Origin of the sequence: Acinetobacter lwoffii, from assembly GCF_024129715.1 — a bacterium.
In the GTDB taxonomy this organism is placed as follows: Bacteria; Pseudomonadota; Gammaproteobacteria; order Pseudomonadales; family Moraxellaceae; genus Acinetobacter; species Acinetobacter lwoffii_U.
Genome location: NZ_JAMXXM010000018.1, coordinates 20335 through 39834 on the forward strand (window position 1 = coordinate 20335; position 19500 = coordinate 39834).

Genomic DNA, 19500 nt, shown 5'->3' on the forward strand with positions numbered 1-19500 from the left:
CAGATATATGTGATGATTGTTGCGTCATTTTCAAGCAAAAACACAAAATTCCCCTGAAGCTGCCACTTAATCTTAAAGTTCCTGTCGGGTTATCCCCCCAATCTATAATCCTCACGACATAAACTGATTGTTAAAAGCTATAAATTTCAACCTTTAACTTTGTTATGCTCGAAAAGTCTAGTTTTGAGATGATTTGCATGACCATGCAGCAATCGGACATTCATATTGTTCAACCCTCCACTTCCACCCATCACCTGTCTGAACGTGATCGCCTGATTGGCAAACCACGTTTTCATTTCGAGCCGAGTAGTGTAATGCAGCTGCTGCGTGAACGGATTATTGGGCAGGATGCAGCCCTGAATGAAATTGAAAAAATGCTGCATGTGGTCAAGGCAGATTTTTCCAGTCCGGATCGCCCTTTGTCGGTTACCTTGATGCTAGGTCCTACTGGCGTCGGTAAAACAGAAACTGTGCGTCTGATTGCCGAAGCGATCTATGGCCGCCCGGATGCCTTTTGCCGGATTGATATGAATACTCTGGCACAGGAACATTATGCAGCGGCTTTGACCGGCGCACCGCCTGGTTATGTGGGATCAAAGGAAGGTCACAGCCTGTTTGATGAAACTGCGATTGCCGGCAGCCACACCCGGCCCGGCATCATGCTGTTTGATGAGCTGGAAAAAGCCAGTAACGAGGTGATTCGCGGCTTGATGAACGTGCTGGATACTGGCCGGCTGACTTTGACAGCGGGTACTAAAACTATCGATTTTCGCAACTGCATGATCTTTATGACCAGCAATGTCGGGACACAGGCAGCGCAGCAATATCTGGACAAACTCAGTTATCTGCCGGAGAAAATGCAAGCCCTATGTCTGAAGCGCGTTCCCACCCAGCGCATCATTGAAAAAGTCATGCAGCGTAAATTTGATCCCGAGTTTCTGAACCGGATTGACCGCAGTCTGCATTATCAGGCAGTACAGAGCGATGCCCTGCCACGTCTGGTCGAAATTGAACTGGATAAACTGAACAAGCGCTTGCAGCATCAGCAACGCAGCGTGCATTTAAGCGCTGCAGCCAAAGCCTATTTCTATCAGGGCCATGATATTCGTTACGGCGCCCGGCATTTGGGCCGTAAGATGCGTACCGAACTGGAGCCGATTCTGGCACTGTATTTTTTAAACCAGCCTGAGCAATTCAGTCTGCATCTGGACTGTGTCGATGGACAACTTATGGTTCTGCCTGAGCAAGCAAAAGCTTAACTAAGGCAGACTCGCTATCAGTTTTTATTCGGCTGAAGCACCTGTATAAAAGCAGTCTGATCTTTGGGTGAAACCAATACAAATTTCTGCACGCCCGCATCTGTATAGTCAATCCGCAGACGCTTTAAGGACAAGGCTGGTGCAATAATAGAGTGCTCTGTGGGCTGAATGGATTGGATTTCACTTAACGGAATCTTCCAGCTTAACCACAGGCTTTTAATGATCAACACCCCATTGTCCACCACATAGCGCGTGCTCCAAAGCGGCCACCACAGGATAATAATTGTCAGGACATAAACCGCAGTGTGCAGCGGATATTGCTGCATGGTCCCTTTGGCCTGCATGGTCAGCAGCAGTTGCAGCAACAGGCCACTCATACAAATCAGAAAAGCCAGCAGCCACCAGTCTTTTTTAGAACGAAATACGTGCATCGATATCCCCCATATCTAAGTGCAAGATCATCATAAACAATTCCATAGCAGATGACAGGGATTCAACCCGGCAAGATGGAAATTATTTCAAATCACACATCGGCAGGATCGTTCTCATTTTCGATCTCATCAGAAAAGCTCAGCAAGCCAAATGAACTGCTGCACTTTTATTTATACTGGATTAAACATATCAGCAAAGACTTGAAAGCCCTGCACTCAGTAGGATTCGACGAGAAAAACCCTATGCTTAAGGTTGAAAATTGACTGAATTGACAAAACTCCGCTAGAAATACACCTTGAAAATCAGTCACCCTGCTCCATATCTATCAGGCTGATTGATAAAAAATAATGAATTGAAACAGAATCTTTGGTTCATCGGGCTATAAGAAACTGAAAGGAAAAATTATAACCGGTCGGATCAAGCCGGCAGAAATTGATGACCATTGCGTCACGGCTTGATACAACTTGTTATGTTCTTTTTGGATATAGTTATCGTAAGATTAGCGAAGTCAAAAAGTGCGCGGGACATGCGCACTTGCTTCACAACATCAACTTAGAAGTCCTCCAAAATAAAGGAGATCAGGGCATGATCCACGCTGGCAATGCCATTACCGTCCAAATGCTTGAGGACGGGATTGCAGAATTCCGCTTTGACTTACAAGGTGAGTCCGTTAACAAATTCAACCGTGCAACGATTGAAGATTTCAAGGCTGCTATCGAAGCCGTCTCCCATGCCGATATTCAAGGTCTGATTGTGACTTCAGGCAAATCTACATTTATTGTAGGTGCTGATATCACTGAATTCGGCGACAACTTTGCTCAGGGTGAACAAGCGATTGTTGACTGGGCAATGCCAGTACATGAAATTTTTAACAGCTTCGAAGACCTCGACATTCCTAAAGTGGCTGCCATTAATGGCATGGCACTCGGTGGCGGTTTCGAAATGTGCCTAGTGTGTGACTACCGTGTCATGTCAGAGCAGGCGCAAGTGGGCCTGCCTGAAATCAAGCTGGGGATCTTCCCGGGCTTCGGTGGTACAGTACGTTTAAGCCGTCTGATCGGTATCGACAACGCGGTAGAATGGATGGCAATGGCCAATCCTAAAAAGCCTGCTGCCGCACTGAAAGACGGCGCAGTCGATGCTGTCGTTCCTGCTGACAAGCTACAAGATGCTGCACTTGATCTGGTAAAACAGGCGATTCATGGCCGTTTAGACTGGAAAACCAAGCGTCAGGAAAAACTCGATCCAGTTAAACTCAGCCCGATCGAACAGATGATGGCGTTTAACTCATCGAAAGGCATGGTTCTGGCAAAAGCTAATCCAGCTCAATACCCTGCACCAAAATTATTGCTTGATTCATTACAAGCGGGTGCGAGCCTGCATCGTGATGACGCGCTGAAAGCTGAAGCTGAAGGCTTTGCCAAAGCAGCAGTCACACCACAAGCAGGTGCCTTGATCGGTTTGTTCCTAAACGACCAGATCGTGAAAAAAACCTCGAAGCGCTATGAAAAAGGTGCGCATCCAGTGAACCAGGCGGCTGTTCTAGGCGCAGGTATCATGGGTGGTGGTATTGCTTATCAGGCAGCAAGCAAAGGCACACCGATCATCATGAAAGACATCGGTAACCCGCAACTGGCTTTGGGTATGAAAGAAGCCAATGGCTTACTGACCAAACAAGTTGAACGTAAGAAGATGAAGCCTGCGCAAATGGGTGAAACTCTTGCGCGCATCCGTCCAACTTTAAGCTATGACGAGTTTAAAGAAGTGGACATCGTGATCGAAGCCGTGACTGAAAATCCAAAAGTCAAAGGTATCGTACTGAAAGAAACTGAAGCGAAAGTTCGTGAAAACACGATCATTGCATCTAATACTTCTACGATTTCAATCACGCGCCTGGCTGAAAACCTGGAACGTCCTGAAAACTTCGTGGGCATGCACTTCTTTAACCCGGTACACATGATGCCACTGGTTGAAGTGATCCGCGGTGCGAAAACTTCTGACGAAGCGATTGCAACGACTGTCGTGCTTGCACAGAAAATGGGTAAAACACCAATCGTGGTGAATGACTGCCCGGGCTTCCTGGTGAACCGCGTATTGTTCCCTTACTTTGGTGCATTTGACCTGTTGCTGAAAGATGGCGCTGACTTCCAGCAAATCGATAAAGTCATGGAAAAATTCGGCTGGCCAATGGGTCCTGCTTACCTGATGGACGTTGTCGGTATCGACACTGGCGTACACGGTGCAGAAGTGATGGCTGAAGGCTTCCCAGATCGTATGAAACCTGATTTCAAAGGTTCGATTCAGGTGATGTACGAAAACAAACGTCTGGGTCAAAAGAACGACGTTGGTTTCTACAAGTATGAACTTGACCGTAAAGGCAAAAAAGCCAAAGTGGTTGATCCAACTGCGTATGAGCTTGTGGCCTCTGTTGCAACTGCGGAAAAACGTGAATTTGATGCTCAGGAAATCATTGATCGCATGATGCTGGCTTTCTGTAACGAAACTGTTCGTTGCCTGGAAGACAACATTGTAGCCACTGCTGCTGAAGCAGATATGGCCATGATTATGGGTGTTGGTTTCCCTCCATTCCGTGGTGGTCCATGCCGTTACATCGATCAAACCGGTGTAGCTGAGTATGTTGCGCTTTGCAATAAGTATGCGCACCTTGGTAAAGCTTATGAAGCGCCAGAAATGTTGCGTGACATGGCTGCTAACAACAAAAAATTCTACGGTTAAGGAGCAACGTGAATGGCTACTTTAAATCCACGTGACGTTGTCATCGTCGATGGCGTACGTTCAGCAATGGGTAAAACCAAAAACGGTATGTTCCGCAATGTACGTGCCGACTCGATGTCTGCTGAGCTTGTCCGTGCCCTATTGGTACGTAACGAATTTGACCCGCATGAAGTTGAAGACGTAATCTGGGGCTGTGTGAACCAAACCCTAGAACAAGGTATGAACATTGCCCGTAATATCGCATTACTGGCAGACCTGCCGAAGACTGTTGCAGGTCAAACAGTGAACCGTCTTTGTGGTTCGTCTATGCAGGCGATTCACACTGCGGCTGCGCAAATTGCGACGAACCAGGGTGATATCTTCATCATCGGTGGTGTTGAGCACATGGGCCATGTGGGCATGATGCACGGCATCGACCTGAACCCTGAAGCATCTAAGCATTATGCCAAAGCGTCGAACATGATGGGCTTAACTGCTGAAATGTTGGGTCGTATGAACGGCATTAGCCGTGAAGAACAGGATGCGTTTGGTGTGGAATCACATCGCCGTGCCTGGGCTGCGACTGAAAATGGTCTATTCCAGAATGAGATCGTTGGCATTGAAGGTCATAATGCAGATGGCTACAAAATCCTGTGTGATATCGATGAAGTGATCCGTCCGGATGCGAACCTTGAATCGTTCAAATCTTTGCGTCCAGTCTTCGATCCGAAAGGCGGTACAGTGACTGCAGCAACGTCTTCAGCGTTGTCTGATGGTGCTTCTGCAATGCTGTTGATGTCTGCTGAACGTGCGCAAGCTTTGGGGCTTAAGCCACGTGCCGTAATTCGCTCTATGGCGGTTGCAGGTTGTGATGCGGCGATCATGGGTTATGGCCCGGTTCCGGCAACGCAAAAAGCCTTGAAACGTGCTGGCCTGTCAATTGCTGATATTCAGACTTTTGAATTGAACGAAGCCTTTGCGGCACAAGGTCTGTCTGTGCTTAAAGGCTTAGGCATTTATGACAAGCAAGACATCGTGAACCATAACGGTGGCGCGATTGCGTTGGGTCACCCGCTTGGTTGTTCTGGCGCGCGTATCACGACGACATTGCTAAACGTAATGGAGCAACAAGATACGCAAATCGGTCTTGCGACGATGTGTATCGGCCTAGGTCAAGGTATTGCAACAGTGATCGAACGTGTTTAATTCTTAAATACTTCGACAAAAAGAAAACCCCGCTTTTGCGGGGTTTTTTGTCCCTTAAAATTCCCCAATCTAAATAAAGGTAGATGGCAATATTTCCTACATAGCAACAACGCTATAAACCTACTAAGGAAAAAGAAATGGGAAATTTAGCAATAGACTTTAACCATACAGCTACTCTAGCAAGATCAAATATGCCGACCTCGATTGAGAGTTTAAATTTCAGTAAATTAAAATTTAAATTAACATCAGGTAATGAAGCCACCATGTCAAAACAAGTTTGCGAATTTGCAGAGCAAGAATATAAACGTTTTCTAGCGTTAAAATATTTCTATCCAAAAGAAACGCTAGTACCTAATAAACTTGTTGATGAGTTTTGGCATGCTCACATTTTAGATACTCGAAATTACCACATGGATTGCTTAAAAATTTTTGGAGCTTATCTGCACCACTATCCATATTTTGGAATCAATGATGAAGTAGATCAACAAAATTTAAAAAACACCTTCGAACGTACTAAGGAACTTTATGAGTTGTGGTTTGGTCCATATCCTGATTTTACAATAGAAGCACGCTGTGGAGATGATCATGCCTGCCATGCTCCTTCGAGCTGTGCATGTCGAGTACCAGGTGCTTGTAAATAATTCCAATTAACTGGGCAGATTACTGCCCAGTTGCCTTACATAGTGCTTCAACTGCTGTATCTAATTGTAGATCCAATTTCTTAAAAAATTTTGTATCTGCGTTCTTTTCCCACTGCTTATATTCAAGGAAAAAAATATATTTTTTCAATGCATCTTCTTTCTTAACGGTTAATGACCCTTGCTTTGCTCTTTGAATATCTTTTTTTAACCGCTCATAAAAAGAAGCATCTGTATCAGAAAAAGCATCACTGAAAGCTTTTAAGTTTCCTGCATAAACTTCATTAATCAAGTTTAAAAATTTACCCAAATTCGTATTTAAGTTTAATTGAACTACTTCTGTACTAACTACGTGCATTCTTTTATACCTGCTTCAACCACTTCAGTATCTAATTTACCCCACAATGGATATTTTGTATTTTCAACAACATAAGTAGTAAAACATGTACATGTTTTATCAATACGCTCAGCATCCCACTTTTTCTTCTCTAATGCCAAATTAGCCTTACAATTGAAATCAAACTGCCTAACTTGTGTGCCTGTCCAATTTGTTTGTATTTTGGAATAATTAATTTCAGTTGGTCTGAGAGCATCCTTAATCTGATTTATACTTACGCCACCAGCAATCCCGATCATACCTGCGATAATTAAAGTTTTCAGTAAACCAGGTTTAGGCTTTTCTTTATTAATAAAAATTAATGGATTTTTACAAGTTCCACAATGATAAAGACCTTGTTCACCAATCTCATGAAGCTTATTTACTGTATTACAAGATGAGCAAGTAATATATCCATTTGTTTGAAGTTGACCCACTACAATCTCTAAAATAATTATTTGTTTTAAACAATTATAATTCTTAACTAGATGAAATGTTATTCCTTTGTAATTTCAGTTGAATAATCAACCAATAAAACCATATTTATGAATCACTTAAATTTTATAAATGTATGATCAAGCCTCTTTTTTCCTATTTCCTTAAAAGGGTTTATATGAACATGCTTAAAACAATGATCGCGACTGCAATCGTAGCGACTTCTGCATCTGCAATGGCAACTGAAGCTCAAGTTGCGCCAGCAACTGTTGCAACCAAAACAACCCAAACTGTTGCTAAAGAAACTGCTGCACCTGTACAAGCGAAAGTTGAAGCGACTCAAGCGACTGTTGCTGCAACTCAACAAGCGGCTGAAACTAAAGCTGAAGTAGTAAAAACAGAAGCGACCACTCAAGTGGAAACAGCTCAAGCCACAGCAGAACAACACATTGAAGCTGCGAAAACTGAAGCAGTAGAAACCAAAGACGCGGCTGCTGAAAAAGCAGAAGTAAAAGCCGAGAAAAAAGGCTGGTTCTCTTGGTTTAAAAAAGCGGCTTAAGCTTTTTAAAAGCATAAAAAAAGATGTCAGTCTGACATCTTTTTTTTGTTTTATGTAATCTCATTTAAGCTCAAGAATTTAAAAAAATCCTCAATCTTCTATTCAACCTTCTGCGCCAGCATGGTGGCAAAGTGCTGTTTAATCCGCTGACCCTGTGCATCGACACGATACAGCTCACCGATATCTTCATTGTATTTCACAATATTCCAGCCCTCATAATACCCTCGCAACTCCCCCGGCTGAAAAGCAAATGGAAAATCGGCTTGTGCCGGAATATCTGGCGTATGCATGGCACAAACAATCAGGTTATAGCCACCTGGCACGGTCGCCTGCTGCATCTGTGCAATGAGCGGTGGAATGGTTTTCGCCTCAAGGAACATCATCACTACAGTACAGTAGATAAAGTCATATTGGCCTGCAATGCTGGTATCCGTGTTAAGGTCGCGGCGCTGTACCTGCACATGATCAATCTGCTCGGTCTGCACGATCTGTCTTAAAGTCTGCAAACTGTTCTCGTTAACATCCCAGGCATCGACATTAAAGCCGTTCTGACTCAAATAAAGCGCATTACGCCCTGTACCACAGCCGACATCCAGCGCACGGCCACCTTTTAAATAGGGCATCGCTGCCAGTACTTCAGAATGGGTAGGATTTAACTGATATTTCTTGATGAAGTAATCCACAGGCTGGCAGTAAAAACGCAGCTGACATTCGACATCTTCACTGGCAGAAACAATTTTGTGCCAGGCCTCAGGCTCAATAAATGGCGGTTGCTGCTCTGGTGTAAACACATGCTCTGATTGCACCGCACCAGATTCTTCCAGCATGGCAAAACGCAGCTCACCTTTTAATACTGTCAGTTTCGCCCAGGTACCCGCTTTGGTATTGTGCTGATTCTTGAAGCCCTGAGGAATACTCTGCTGGTTCCAGACTGGAAGTTCCTTATAACATCTCAACTGTTGCATAAATTTTTGCCCTCCATATCATCCATGCTCCGCCTGTCATTCTTTTGGCGGCGGTAATTAATTCAGCATAGCCTGTTCAAATCGGAATTGGAATCAGCGCCTGTTTGCGCTGTGCCGATGCAACAGCAAGATCAATACCAGTTTTCTATCAAAATAAAAAAGCTGCCTCTCTTGAGACAGCTCGGTTCTATATCAATGAGGAATATGGCGACTTGATTAATGCAGCAGTTCCGACTTTAGCCAGTTGATGTATTTATCCTGATCCATAAAATCCGGTGCGCTCCCCAGATCCAGACTGAAATACTGCTGATTGAACTGAATCACAATCTGTTCGGTATAGTGCCAGTCCTCGATCAGCGTGAAATATTGATTCAAGAACAACCGGTTCTTGTCCCCGTTATTCATCCTTTGTAATTTTGGATCTGTTTTATTTGCGACAAACTCACCGTACACCTGCTGAATATCAGCAAAAACCTGAATTGTTTGCATGACTCACCTGCTTAAATGTTATGTCGTGATCTGTGCGACCCCTTCAATTTAGCAAGCGAGTTTGAACAGCAGATGACAGTCCTATGGCAATCCTGTCATCTAAGTCAGGTTACAACTTGTTTTCAACCGCTTTCTGGTTGGCGCTCGCCACTCGTTCCGTCTGTTTATTCAGGTGCAGCATTTCTTTATACAGCGCATTAAACTCTTGCACGGCTTTATCGTCATAGAACATAAAGGTGTTATTTTTCTTTTGCCATTTATGCTTTTTCAGTACTGCAAATAAGGCATCAGCCTTGGCCAGCGTCTGTTTTTCAATTTCAAAAATGACATGTGCATTACTATTTTGCTGACTGTCTTTCAGGGTCAGGCTCAGTTGCTGGCGATAACGGTTTTTAATATCCAGTTGTTGTGCCTTGTCGATCAGCTCGGCATCGCGCTGCTGGATTTTCTGCTGATAGCTGTTCACAATCTGATGGACTTGCTTGAGCATGGCTTCAGTTTCTTTATAGCCTTGTGCCTGATCCTTGGCCAAGCGGTCGATATTCAGAAAATTCTGCCAGTTGGCGGCTTTTAAGTCGCGTAGATACTGATTGCGTTCCTCGGCACTGTCGCGCAATTGCCCCAGCATAAACTCAGCCATGATGGCATAGTCACCATCCAGACGGTCATCTTCAAGTTCAATCTGAATCGGTTTAGACCAGTCCTGTGCCTGCTGCGCAATGCTCTCGGTTTTTTCTTCGAGCACGGTTTCATATTCGAGCAGCTCGGCCTGATGTTTTTGCTGAACCGAATTCTGATAAAACAGCCCAATAAAAATTGCCAGTGTCACAGCGGCTACAATCATAAAAACACGCGGCATGTATACGCTCCAGCTCTGTCAGTCAGATCTTGTTGATTTACATCCACTATGCTTATTTTTTAAACACAATTCAAGGCATTTGATTTTTCCAATAATATGTCTAGCTTAGACAGAAATTGCTCCTCTCACAAAGCCACCCTTTCCCAGAACACTATTTTGTCGATCTCGTTGCATGACAGCTTGAATAAGCTTGTTAAACAAAATTATCTAGACCGACAGGCGCACATTATGGGGAATTAAATGGCAGGCTCAGATTCAGCCGGTTCGGATCGAATTGTTCCCGAACAATATTCACATTGGTGGCATCGCGGTTAATTCCAAAAGGTTGCAGCAGTACATATACCCCATTTCTTGGGTCTGAAGACTGCAAGCCCTGTGCGATAGCCAATACATATTCACGGAACACCACAGGCAGGCTATCCAGATCAGGGTCGGCAGGTGCACGCATCACATCAATATTCGCGACCACATCACCATCCACGCTATAGGCCTGAATTTCACGTTCAATTTTCATCAGGCGCATTTGCAGGGCTTTGCGCTGGCTGTTCTGTTCCTGATAAGGCAACATTTTTTCAGTCACGGCGCGCAGTTCCGGTTCCGCCATGACGGTCAGAGTCGGTAAGACTACAGAATCAGCAGCAGGCGCAGCATGGCTTAATATCGGTAGGCTAAAAGCAGTACAGGCCGTAAGAAAGCCGAGTTTAATTGGTGTTAGGAGATTCATCATTTTCACCCTCGTTTGGAAAAGGGAAAGCGTCAAAGCTAAATCTTACAAATAATGCCCGTGTCTATTGTTAAGTTTGATAAACGGTCAATCAGGAAGAAAAAAGCAGGAAACGTCGAAAAAGAAGAAGTTGAAACAACTGAAAAATAGAAAAGAATAATGTTGATCTGGCTTTGGTGCAGGCAAAAAAAATCCCCAAACCAAGTTTGAGGATTTTTTGAATATGGTGGCGAGACCCAGGATCGAACTGGGGACACACGGATTTTCAATCCGTTGCTCTACCTACTGAGCTATCACGCCGATGCGGTGTATTAAGCCGTATCTAGCCTCATTAGTCAATCAAAATTATGAAAAAAATATTTGAGTGGCTGATTTTTGGCCTAAAAAAAATCCCTGATGGGATCAGGGATTGAAAACTTTGAAATCGTTTTAAAATATGGTGGCGAGACCCAGGATCGAACTGGGGACACACGGATTTTCAATCCGTTGCTCTACCTACTGAGCTATCACGCCGATGTCGCGTATTAAACAGTTTCAGTTGTAAATCGTCAAGAGCAGAGAGAATAATTTTCTTCAAATGTTTACTTTTCCATCAACTCGCGTCAATTTGAGTCATAAATCGAACAGTGTTTACCAAAGACCTCAGCAATAAAACAGATTTAAGCGCTTATTTACATAAAAAAGCAGCCTAACGGCCGCTTATGGTTGATCGATTTTCAGATTTTTTCCAGATTGGCCAGACAACGATGAATGGCCCCACAGCCCGGCACAAAGTTTTTCACGCCTTTTTCTTCTTCCATGCGGCAAACTTCGCTCACCAGCCTTTCTGCAACGCCACGACCACGGTTGGCCGGATGTACCACGATATTTTCCAGAATCCGGCTTTCACCCTGTCCGGTGCACCAGATTGCCCCAATAATTTTGCTATTAAATTCTGCGCTATAAACTGAGGTATACTGTGCAAGGTTTTGCTCTAGTTGTTCCATGGCATCTGCCCCGTCACTAAATTCAGGGCTCGTGTCATACAGTCGCTCAAGCTGGCTGCGCACTTCGTCATTTTCTAAAGAAGTATAAGCATGTACGGTGATAGGCATTGATAAACCCTCCTGAGCAATCTAATATGCGGTGACTTCGTCACGGCGAAAATATTTTCTACATCAATCATTTTGACGTATTTGAGGAACGTGTCTATGACAGATCGTATCAGTGAAGTGGTAAGAAATACCAACGAAACCAAAATTCGAGTTCGTTTGAATCTCGACGGTACTGGTCAAGGCACCTTAAACACGGGTATCCCCTTTTTAGATCATATGATTGATCAAATCAAGCGTCATGGCCTGTTTGATATTGATATTCATTGTGATGGCGATCTGGAAATCGACGACCATCATACCGTAGAAGACTGCGGTATTACGTTAGGTCAGGCTTTCGCGCAAGCACTGGGCGATAAAAAAGGTTTGAAACGCTATGGCCATTTCTATGCGCCACTTGATGAATCTTTAAGCCGTGTCGTGGTGGATCTGTCTGGTCGTCCGGGCCTGTTTATGGATATTCCATTTACCCGTGCCATGATCGGCCGTTTTGATGTGGACCTGTTCTCTGAATTTTTCCAGGGCTTTGTAAACCATTCTTTGATGACGGTGCATATCGACAACCTGAAAGGCAAAAACAGCCATCACCAGATCGAAAGCGTATTTAAAGCATTTGCGCGTGCGCTGCGTATGGCCTGTGAAGTGGATCCACGTGCTGCCAATACGGTAGCTTCAACCAAAGGTACACTGTAATGACCCGTATTGCCCTTCTTGATTATGGCATGGGAAATTTGCACTCTGCGGCAAAAGCATTAGAACATGTCGGTGCCACGGTAGATGTGACCAATGATCCTAAACTGATTGCGCAAGCAGACAAGATTGTCTTTCCGGGCGTAGGTGCGATGCGTGACTGCATGCAAGGTATGCACGAAGCCGGGATTGATGAAGTGGTACGCAACGCCGTATTTAACAAGCCGGTATTGGCCATTTGTGTGGGTATGCAAGCCTTGATGCAACATTCTGAAGAGAATGGTGGTACCGATGCACTGGGTATTTTCGAAGGTGCGGTTAAGCATTTTCCAGAAATGGCGGGCTTAAAAGTGCCGCATATGGGCTGGAACCAGGTGCATCAGGCCGATCCCGACCATCCGATGTGGAACAATATCGAACAGGATGCGCGTTTTTACTTTGTGCACAGTTACTATGTAGAACCACAAGATTCAGACCTGGTAGCAGCTACTTGTACCTATGGCATTGAGTTCTGTACCGCAATTCATAAAGAAAACCTGTTTGCGACCCAGTTCCATCCGGAAAAGAGCCATACCGCCGGTTTGCAGTTATTGAAAAACTTTGTGGACTGGAAAATCTGATTTTCCGTTCGCCTAAAAAGCTCGCAGATTGCGGGCTTTTTTTTGATTATTTTTTACACTTTTCATTTATAAAAAATCCCTTTATCATAGACTTGCTTATAAAAAATCTAATGAAAACAAAGGAAAAATAATGAGTAATACAATTCAGGATTCGGGATGGAATGCATCAGGACGTTTTGGGCGACGTTCTTATATCGCATGGAATATGCTGCTTGGTTTCTGCTTTATGATCATCGGGATCATTGCTGCTTTCATTTTGCCTGGAATGAGTCCAGAGACTTTAGATGGTAAAATGTCTATGCCTTTAATGGTGATGTTGGTTTTGATCTACGGCGTTGCGATTTATTTTAGCGTGATTTTTTTAATTCGTCGTTTACATGACCGTAATCATAATGGCTGGCTTTCTTTACTGATCTTTGTGCCGGTCGTGAACCTTGTCTTTACACTTTACCTGTTATTGGCGCCAGGTCATAATGAAAGTAATGAATATGGCCCTCCACGCACCACACGTGGCTGGGAAACGCTTTTGGTGGTACTGTACCTGGTACTCGCGGTTATTTTGGCAGCCTTTGCTGTCCCTGCTTATCAGAATTATGTTGAACGTGCTCAACAGGCGCAGATGGAACAGAGTAGCTATCACACTGATTAATCCTGTTTAAATTTTGCATAAAGCCCATTCTCCATGGGCTTTATTTTTGCCTAGAGCTGGAAAAATGATTAAGCTGAACGCATTCATTTCATGATTAATGCGTATGGAACAGCGGCTGGACACTTTACCAAGCAAAGAACAAATTCAGGCCTTTCCTGTATTTCAAAATCTTCCGATGCAACAGATTCAGGTGATTAATCGTCTGGAACAGTGTCATGCCCTTGCACAGGAGCTAAAAAGCCATGCAGTCCTGGGTTTCGATTCTGAATCCAAGCCCACCTTTAAAGCCGGTGAAGTCTCCACTGGGCCACATCTGATTCAGCTGGCGACTTTAGACAAAGCCTATTTATTTCAAATGAACCCAGCCATCTGGACATTTCTCGCGCCGATTTTTGCCAGTCGCGAGCAGATCAAGGTCGGTTTTGGCCTGAAAAATGATGCGCACCTGTTCCGTAAAAAAGGAATTGAGCTGAATAGTGTGATTGAACTGTCCAAATGTTTTAAAGCTTTTGGTTTAAACAATCCAGTCGGATTAAAAAATGCCATGGCGTTGTTGTTTCAGTTGAATTTCCCTAAATCCAAACGGATTAGCACCTCGAACTGGGCCAGCAAGAAGCTCAGCCCGGCACAGATTGATTATGCAGCCGCAGATGCCTACGCGCCCGTGCTGGTATTTGAAGAATTACTACGTCGGGATTTATTACCCAAAGAGATTCCAAATACGTCACTGAAATTGAGAATCCGCCCTTCATCGACGGCTTAAGTGCTTCGTCATAGCGACTTGATTTACGTATAAAAAGCTGTGATGAGTGCGGTCGATGAGAGAGCTGTGACTTTAACAGGTCTTACAGCTTCGGTTATCGACCAGCTCAGTACACGATCCGTTATGGAAAATCTGATCTCCATTCAAGAGACGGATCATTAAAATCATTAAAACGAGCAAAATAAATTACCTCACTGCTACCTATCTATGGACAGGTTTTCTTTATTCATACCGTTTAAGAGTTAGAAATTTCGACTTTATTTGCTAAGATGAATACACTCAAATTCATTCTAAAGATTAAGCAAGGAGCGAAAGCATGCTGATCATCCCTGCAATTGACCTGAAAGATGGCAAATGTGTCCGTTTAAAACAAGGTCGTATGGAAGACGATACCGTATTTTCAGACGATCCGGTCGCAACAGCACAGCATTGGGTAAATGAAGGCGCTCGCCGCTTGCATTTAGTAGATTTAAACGGTGCTTTCGCAGGTACGCCAATCCATAAGCCAGTGGTTGAAGCCATTGTCCGATCTCAGCCTGATTTGCCGATCCAGATTGGTGGTGGTATCCGTTCTCTGGAAACCATCGAGCATTATCTGCAAGCCGGTGTTTCTTTTGTGATTATTGGCACCAAAGCAGTTCAGGATCCTGAATTTGTTGAAGAAGCATGTCAAAAATTTGCTGGCCACATTATTGTTGGGATTGATGCCATGAATGGCATGGTGGCAACAGATGGCTGGGCCAATGTGACTGATGTTAAAGCCACTGACTTGGCGAAACGTTTTGCCGATGCTGGCGTGTCAAGCATTGTCTATACGGACATCGCACGTGATGGCATGATGCAGGGTGTGAATATTGAGCAAACCGTGAATCTGGCACAATACTCAGGTTTGCCTGTGATTGCATCTGGTGGTGTGACCAATCTGGATGATGTACGTAACCTGAAAGACCAACCGGGTATTTTGGGCGCAATTACCGGTCGTGCGATTTACGAAGGTACATTAAGCTTGCGTGAAGCACAGTTGTTGCTAGATGAGCAACAAGCGCTATAATTAAGCTTGCTGTAAAAGAGGTCTTCGGACCTCTTTTTTATTTTTTTAATTTTCTGATCTCCTAGCATGTCTACCCTTATTTCCAAAAATCATTCCGGCTGGATGGTGAAAGCGCCGCAACTCGCCTTGATCCTGATCACCATTATCTGGGGTGGCAGTTTTATTACTGTGCAATACGGGCTAAATTTTAGTAGTCCGATTATGTTTGTCGGCCTGCGTTTTGCTGCGGCAGCGCTTGCCGTCACCCTGATTTCACTGAAGTCGCTAAAAGGCATGAACCTGAAAGAGGTGTTCGCTGGCGCAGTGATTGGGATCATGATCGCCATCGGTTACGGCACCCAAACTGTGGGCTTGCAGACCATTAGCAGCAGTGAGTCGGCTTTTTTAACCGCCTTATATGTTCCACTGGTTCCGATCCTGCTCTGGCTCATGTTCCGTAAAAAACCGCATGTCATGACCTGGATCGGAGTGCTGTTTGCCTTTATCGGTCTGGTGTTTTTGACAGGCAATGGCTTTGCTGCAATTCAGCTCAGTTTCGGGCAAACCCTGACGTTGCTCGGTTCCATCGCGATTGCACTGGAGATTATTTTTATCAGCCATTTCGCCGAGCAGGTGAATGTACGCCGGGTCACGGTGCTGCAACTGATTTTTGCATCCCTGTTCTGCTTCATGATCGCACCTGTTTTAGGTGAATCTCAGTTACCTGGATTTCACTGGCATCTGGCAGGAATTTTAGTCGGTTTAGGCATTGCCAGTGCCTTGATCCAACTGGTGATGAACTGGGCTCAGCGCATGGTGGATCCTTCGCAAGCAGCGATTATCTATGCAGGTGAACCGGTATGGGCAGCCCTGTTTGGCCGTCTGGCCGGAGAACGGCTACCTGCACTCGCGCTAGTCGGTGGATTGATGGTGGTGCTAGGCGTGATTGCCAGTGAATGGAAACCGAAGTTTTTAAGAAAAGAACCCACAGAAGAATTAAAGCAAGATCTTTCTTAATTCCGCTAAATCCCCCTTAAAAAAGGGGGATTTTTTTCTCTAAGGAAATACGGCTAAAATTATTTGCTATACATCGGTCTATTGTCATTTAAGCGCATGATGCCGCGAATTGCCCGATACACAATCCAGATCCAGGCCAAAACCACCACCACTAAACAGAAAGCGGATGCACCAAATGCGACCCCTGCAAACAGGTCAGGATCTTCGCCGGTAAAGAACAAAAAGAAAAATGGAATAAAGGCGACGATATTCCAGAACAGATACCACCAGAAACTGCGGATCTGCCAGGTAAAATGGCTTTCAAAGATGGAACCGCGCACATCGCGCCGTTTCACATAGTTAATGATCAACGCCACGACAGCCAGCAGGCCAGCACTAAAAATGGCCACAATATATAAAATGTACAGTGCAAAAGTCAGTGTGCGGTTTGAGTCTTTATCAATGGAATAGTTCACGTCCCCTCCTAGTACTTCCCCTAGATATTTAAACTATTCAACGGGGAAATCAGCCATAGAATCAAAATGATGTTAAAGGCTATGGTACAAAAATATATCTGCCGAAAAGGTTGTTTTTGTGTTTTATGCCGTAATTTCTGCTGTGCCAGCCAAGCTGCCGGCCAGCCGCCCAAGAAGGCCACCAGATGCAGGGTATTTTCCGGAATACGGCGATTACCCAGCTGTGCCGCTTCCTTATCTTGGGCATAAAGCCAGTAACTGAGCGCATTCATCAGACTGACCAGCAACAACACTAATCCACTGAGTAAACCGCCCAAGGTTAAAGCCACCAGAAAAAGAATATAGAGCACACAGGCAATTTGCATCGGCTGTAATTTCTGTGTCTGCTGTGACTTGGACGGTTTAAATTTTGCTTGCAGACTTTTGGCTTGAGATGCTTTCAGGTACATCACTTGTTGCGCGCGATAACGGCCGCGTTCATCCAGAATGACCAGATAATCCAGCGCACAGCCCACGATTGGACGTGGGCCAGGCTTGGCAAAGTCCTTGATATGCAGAAATACGCGATCTTTAGCTGGATCACTGGGCTGGATAAAACCATAGCCCTGATCATCAAACCATTCCACCAAACGTCCCTGATCGCGCATATCCCCTACCCCTTTTGATTTGATTGTTTAAGCGGTGACGAATTTTAAGCGTTCAATCAGCATATTACGCATTTCATCCGGATTTTTTTGCAAAATATCTTCGCCAGTACGGCCTAATGCTGCATTACGCTGTGCTACCTGCAGACGCATCATCCAGAACCGTCCTGCCGCCATAGCCAGATACAATTCCAGACAGGCGCGTTCATCACTGGTTAAAGGACGAATCGTTTCATAGGCATTTAAAAAGGCAATCGCTTTTTCTTCATTTAAGACCACGTCAGGATATTCGGTACAGAAGTCATTTAACGTAATAGCAATATCAAACAGCCATTCATCTTTATTTAGCTCATAAAAATCCAGAATACCATTCAGCTGATCGCCTTCAAATAAGGTATTGTCACGGAACAGATCTGAATGAATGAAACCGCGTGGACGGTCTGGATATACCGCCGTCAACGCCTCATATAAACCTAATAATTTGCCGAGCAAGACTTTATCTGCCGGACTCAAGCTCGGTTTGATCTCTTGAGAAACGGCTAGCCAATACGCATGATCACGCACGAAATTACGTTGCAGTTTAAAGTCTTTGAGAGCCACATGCATTTTTGCCTGAGCCACTGCAATCGCTTCAACTTGTGCGACGGTAGATGGCATCGGATGCTCACCCATCAGGCGCGGTGCAATCTGTGCCGGTTTATCTTTAATGCGGTGAATGGCCTTGCCTGAATGCGACAAAGGCACAGGAACGGCCAACCCGGCCTGACCCAGATGTTCCAGAACCGGAACCAGTTCGCCTGCTGCCTGTTCATCCATATCTTCAAATACGGTCAGTACATATTGCTGATCTTCGCAGACTAAAAAGTAGTTGGTATTTTGAATACCGCCTTGAATGGGAATCAGATCAATCGCCTTTAAACCATAAGGCGCTGCAAAATCCTGAACTTCCTTTAAAGTCAAAGTGGTATAAACCGACATAGAAAACCTGCGAAAAAACTTACATAATTTTGCTAGAATACCGTTTCCATCTGCCAAGGTGTAGCGCTTGCGTGGGTGAGTTTCATAATCGGCTGTAATAATTGGAAAAATTTATGCTAGCTAAACGTATTATTCCTTGTCTGGACGTGGATAACGGCCGCGTGGTCAAGGGTGTCCAGTTCCTTGATATTCGTGATGCGGGTGACCCGGTCGAAGTGGCGCGCCGTTATAATGAACAAGGTGCCGATGAAATTACTTTCCTTGATATTACCGCTACACATCATGGACGCGACACGACTTACCGCACAGTAGAACGCATGGCTGAATCGGTTTTTGTACCTCTGACTGTCGGTGGCGGTGTACGTAAAGTCGAAGATATCCGTCTATTACTCAATGCCGGTGCAGACAAAGTCAGCATCAACTCGGCTGCGATTTATAATCCCGAGTTTGTGCAGGAAGCGTCTCAACGCTTTGGCGCACAGTGTATCGTTGTTGCAATTGATGCCAAAAAAACTGGCGACCACAAATGGGAAATTTTCACCCACGGTGGCCGTAAAGAAACCGGGATTGATGCGATTGAATGGGCTGTGAAAATGGCTGACTTCGGCGCAGGTGAATTACTGATTACTTCGATGGATGCCGATGGCACCAAAGCCGGTTACGACATTGCCCTGATGCGTGCCATCAATGACCGCGTCACGGTACCGACGATTGCTTCTGGTGGTGTGGGTAATTTACAGCATTTGGCGGACGGCATTATTCATGGGGGTGCTGATGCAGTACTGGCAGCTTCAATTTTCCATTTTGGCCAGCACACCATTCCGGAAGCCAAAGCCTATATGGCAGCCCAAGGTATTGAAATGCGCCTTTAAGCCGTTTTAGATGATGATTTAATTAAAGAGTGTT

General features: G+C 44.7%; 23 protein-coding genes and 2 tRNA genes. 12 read left to right on the forward strand and 13 right to left on the reverse strand.

Translation table 11 applies throughout. The annotated features are described in order from the left end of the window. Positions 1–197: 197 nt before the first annotated feature. Positions 198–1259: an AAA family ATPase gene (locus tag NI462_RS11205; RefSeq protein WP_253160628.1), complete on the forward strand. Its 1062-nt coding sequence runs from the start codon at positions 198–200 to the stop codon at positions 1257–1259. A 17-nt stretch (positions 1260–1276) separates the two neighbouring features. Here NI462_RS11205 and NI462_RS11210 read toward each other — a convergent pair whose 3' ends face one another. Next, positions 1277–1690 carry a PH domain-containing protein gene (locus NI462_RS11210; RefSeq protein WP_224217032.1) on the reverse strand — a complete coding sequence of 138 codons (414 nt, stop codon included), beginning with the start codon at positions 1688–1690 and terminating at the stop codon, positions 1277–1279. Positions 1691–2276: 586 nt separating this feature from the next. On the opposite strand from NI462_RS11210, the gene fadB reads away from it, so the two are divergent. The 3 genes from fadB to NI462_RS11225 all read left to right on the forward strand — a co-directional run bounded on the left by fadB (position 2277) and on the right by NI462_RS11225 (position 6253). Then, positions 2277–4427 (forward strand): fatty acid oxidation complex subunit alpha FadB, encoded by a 2151-nt coding sequence (gene fadB, locus NI462_RS11215; RefSeq protein ID WP_253160630.1) that lies wholly within the window; start codon positions 2277–2279, stop codon positions 4425–4427. A 12-nt stretch (positions 4428–4439) separates the two neighbouring features. Then, entirely contained in the window at positions 4440–5612 is a 1173-nt protein-coding gene (gene fadA / locus NI462_RS11220; RefSeq protein ID WP_004729264.1) for an acetyl-CoA C-acyltransferase FadA, read from the forward strand. A gap of 137 nt (positions 5613–5749) precedes the next feature. After that, positions 5750–6253, forward strand: a complete 504-nt coding sequence (locus tag NI462_RS11225) for a glycine-rich domain-containing protein (RefSeq protein WP_005108093.1) — start codon at positions 5750–5752, stop codon at positions 6251–6253. A 19-nt stretch (positions 6254–6272) separates the two neighbouring features. On the opposite strand, the gene NI462_RS11230 is transcribed toward NI462_RS11225, so the two are convergent. Both NI462_RS11230 and NI462_RS11235 read right to left on the reverse strand, forming a co-directional pair. Further along, positions 6273–6608 (reverse strand): hypothetical protein, encoded by a 336-nt coding sequence (locus tag NI462_RS11230; protein ID WP_224217029.1) that lies wholly within the window; start codon positions 6606–6608, stop codon positions 6273–6275. After that, positions 6599–7063: a hypothetical protein gene (locus NI462_RS11235; protein WP_253160632.1), complete on the reverse strand. Its 465-nt coding sequence runs from the start codon at positions 7061–7063 to the stop codon at positions 6599–6601. Before NI462_RS11235 ends, NI462_RS11230 begins: the two co-directional genes overlap by 10 nt. Before the next feature lie 176 nt (positions 7064–7239). Here NI462_RS11235 and NI462_RS11240 point away from each other — a divergent pair, with 176 nt between their 5' ends. After that, complete coding sequence (locus NI462_RS11240; protein WP_253160634.1) at positions 7240–7620, forward strand: hypothetical protein; 381 nt, start codon at positions 7240–7242, stop codon at positions 7618–7620. A 98-nt stretch (positions 7621–7718) separates the two neighbouring features. Here NI462_RS11240 and tehB read toward each other — a convergent pair whose 3' ends face one another. The 7 genes from tehB to NI462_RS11275 all read right to left on the reverse strand — a co-directional run bounded on the left by tehB (position 7719) and on the right by NI462_RS11275 (position 11751). Beyond that, the gene (gene tehB / locus NI462_RS11245; protein WP_253160636.1) at positions 7719–8585 is read right to left on the reverse strand and encodes an SAM-dependent methyltransferase TehB; all 867 of its coding nucleotides are present in this window, start codon (positions 8583–8585) and stop codon (positions 7719–7721) included. A gap of 216 nt (positions 8586–8801) precedes the next feature. Beyond that, a complete protein-coding gene (locus tag NI462_RS11250; RefSeq protein WP_253160638.1) occupies positions 8802–9074 on the reverse strand; it encodes a hypothetical protein in 273 nt (90 codons plus the stop codon). Between the two features lie 109 nt (positions 9075–9183). Continuing rightward, positions 9184–9933: a hypothetical protein gene (locus NI462_RS11255; RefSeq protein WP_253138474.1), complete on the reverse strand. Its 750-nt coding sequence runs from the start codon at positions 9931–9933 to the stop codon at positions 9184–9186. Between the two features lie 226 nt (positions 9934–10159). Then, complete coding sequence (locus NI462_RS11260) at positions 10160–10657, reverse strand: hypothetical protein (protein WP_180181451.1); 498 nt, start codon at positions 10655–10657, stop codon at positions 10160–10162. A 224-nt stretch (positions 10658–10881) separates the two neighbouring features. Further along, a tRNA-Phe gene (locus NI462_RS11265) sits at positions 10882–10957 on the reverse strand. 137 nt (positions 10958–11094) lie between these two features. Beyond that, positions 11095–11170, reverse strand: a tRNA-Phe gene (locus tag NI462_RS11270). 203 nt (positions 11171–11373) lie between these two features. Further along, a complete protein-coding gene (locus tag NI462_RS11275) occupies positions 11374–11751 on the reverse strand; it encodes a GNAT family N-acetyltransferase (RefSeq protein WP_004278652.1) in 378 nt (125 codons plus the stop codon). A gap of 96 nt (positions 11752–11847) precedes the next feature. On the opposite strand from NI462_RS11275, the gene hisB reads away from it, so the two are divergent. From hisB to NI462_RS11305, 6 genes are all read left to right on the forward strand, one after another. Next, complete coding sequence (hisB, locus tag NI462_RS11280) at positions 11848–12441, forward strand: imidazoleglycerol-phosphate dehydratase HisB (RefSeq protein WP_004729244.1); 594 nt, start codon at positions 11848–11850, stop codon at positions 12439–12441. Next, the gene (gene hisH, locus NI462_RS11285; protein ID WP_005250416.1) at positions 12441–13058 is read left to right on the forward strand and encodes an imidazole glycerol phosphate synthase subunit HisH; all 618 of its coding nucleotides are present in this window, start codon (positions 12441–12443) and stop codon (positions 13056–13058) included. Before hisB ends, hisH begins: the two co-directional genes overlap by 1 nt. Before the next feature lie 130 nt (positions 13059–13188). After that, a complete protein-coding gene (locus tag NI462_RS11290) occupies positions 13189–13707 on the forward strand; it encodes a DUF805 domain-containing protein (protein WP_253160640.1) in 519 nt (172 codons plus the stop codon). A 103-nt stretch (positions 13708–13810) separates the two neighbouring features. Beyond that, the gene (locus NI462_RS11295) at positions 13811–14470 is read left to right on the forward strand and encodes a 3'-5' exonuclease (RefSeq protein WP_253160642.1); all 660 of its coding nucleotides are present in this window, start codon (positions 13811–13813) and stop codon (positions 14468–14470) included. Positions 14471–14786: 316 nt separating this feature from the next. After that, entirely contained in the window at positions 14787–15521 is a 735-nt protein-coding gene (hisA, locus tag NI462_RS11300) for a 1-(5-phosphoribosyl)-5-[(5-phosphoribosylamino)methylideneamino]imidazole-4-carboxamide isomerase (protein WP_005095189.1), read from the forward strand. Positions 15522–15587: 66 nt separating this feature from the next. Further along, on the forward strand, positions 15588–16517 hold the full coding sequence (locus NI462_RS11305; RefSeq protein WP_253160643.1) for a DMT family transporter: 930 nt from the start codon (positions 15588–15590) through the stop codon (positions 16515–16517). A gap of 59 nt (positions 16518–16576) precedes the next feature. On the opposite strand, the gene NI462_RS11310 is transcribed toward NI462_RS11305, so the two are convergent. From NI462_RS11310 to NI462_RS11320, 3 genes are read right to left on the reverse strand one after another with little or no spacing between them, the layout of a single operon-like run. Beyond that, positions 16577–16972, reverse strand: a complete 396-nt coding sequence (locus NI462_RS11310) for a DUF4870 family protein (protein WP_005105397.1) — start codon at positions 16970–16972, stop codon at positions 16577–16579. Between the two features lie 20 nt (positions 16973–16992). Continuing rightward, positions 16993–17619: a DUF1294 domain-containing protein gene (locus NI462_RS11315; protein WP_253160644.1), complete on the reverse strand. Its 627-nt coding sequence runs from the start codon at positions 17617–17619 to the stop codon at positions 16993–16995. A gap of 27 nt (positions 17620–17646) precedes the next feature. Continuing rightward, the gene (locus NI462_RS11320) at positions 17647–18594 is read right to left on the reverse strand and encodes a homoserine kinase (RefSeq protein ID WP_253147800.1); all 948 of its coding nucleotides are present in this window, start codon (positions 18592–18594) and stop codon (positions 17647–17649) included. Between the two features lie 113 nt (positions 18595–18707). On the opposite strand from NI462_RS11320, the gene hisF reads away from it, so the two are divergent. Beyond that, complete coding sequence (hisF, locus tag NI462_RS11325) at positions 18708–19466, forward strand: imidazole glycerol phosphate synthase subunit HisF (RefSeq protein ID WP_004647284.1); 759 nt, start codon at positions 18708–18710, stop codon at positions 19464–19466. The last annotated feature ends 34 nt before the right edge of the window (positions 19467–19500 follow it).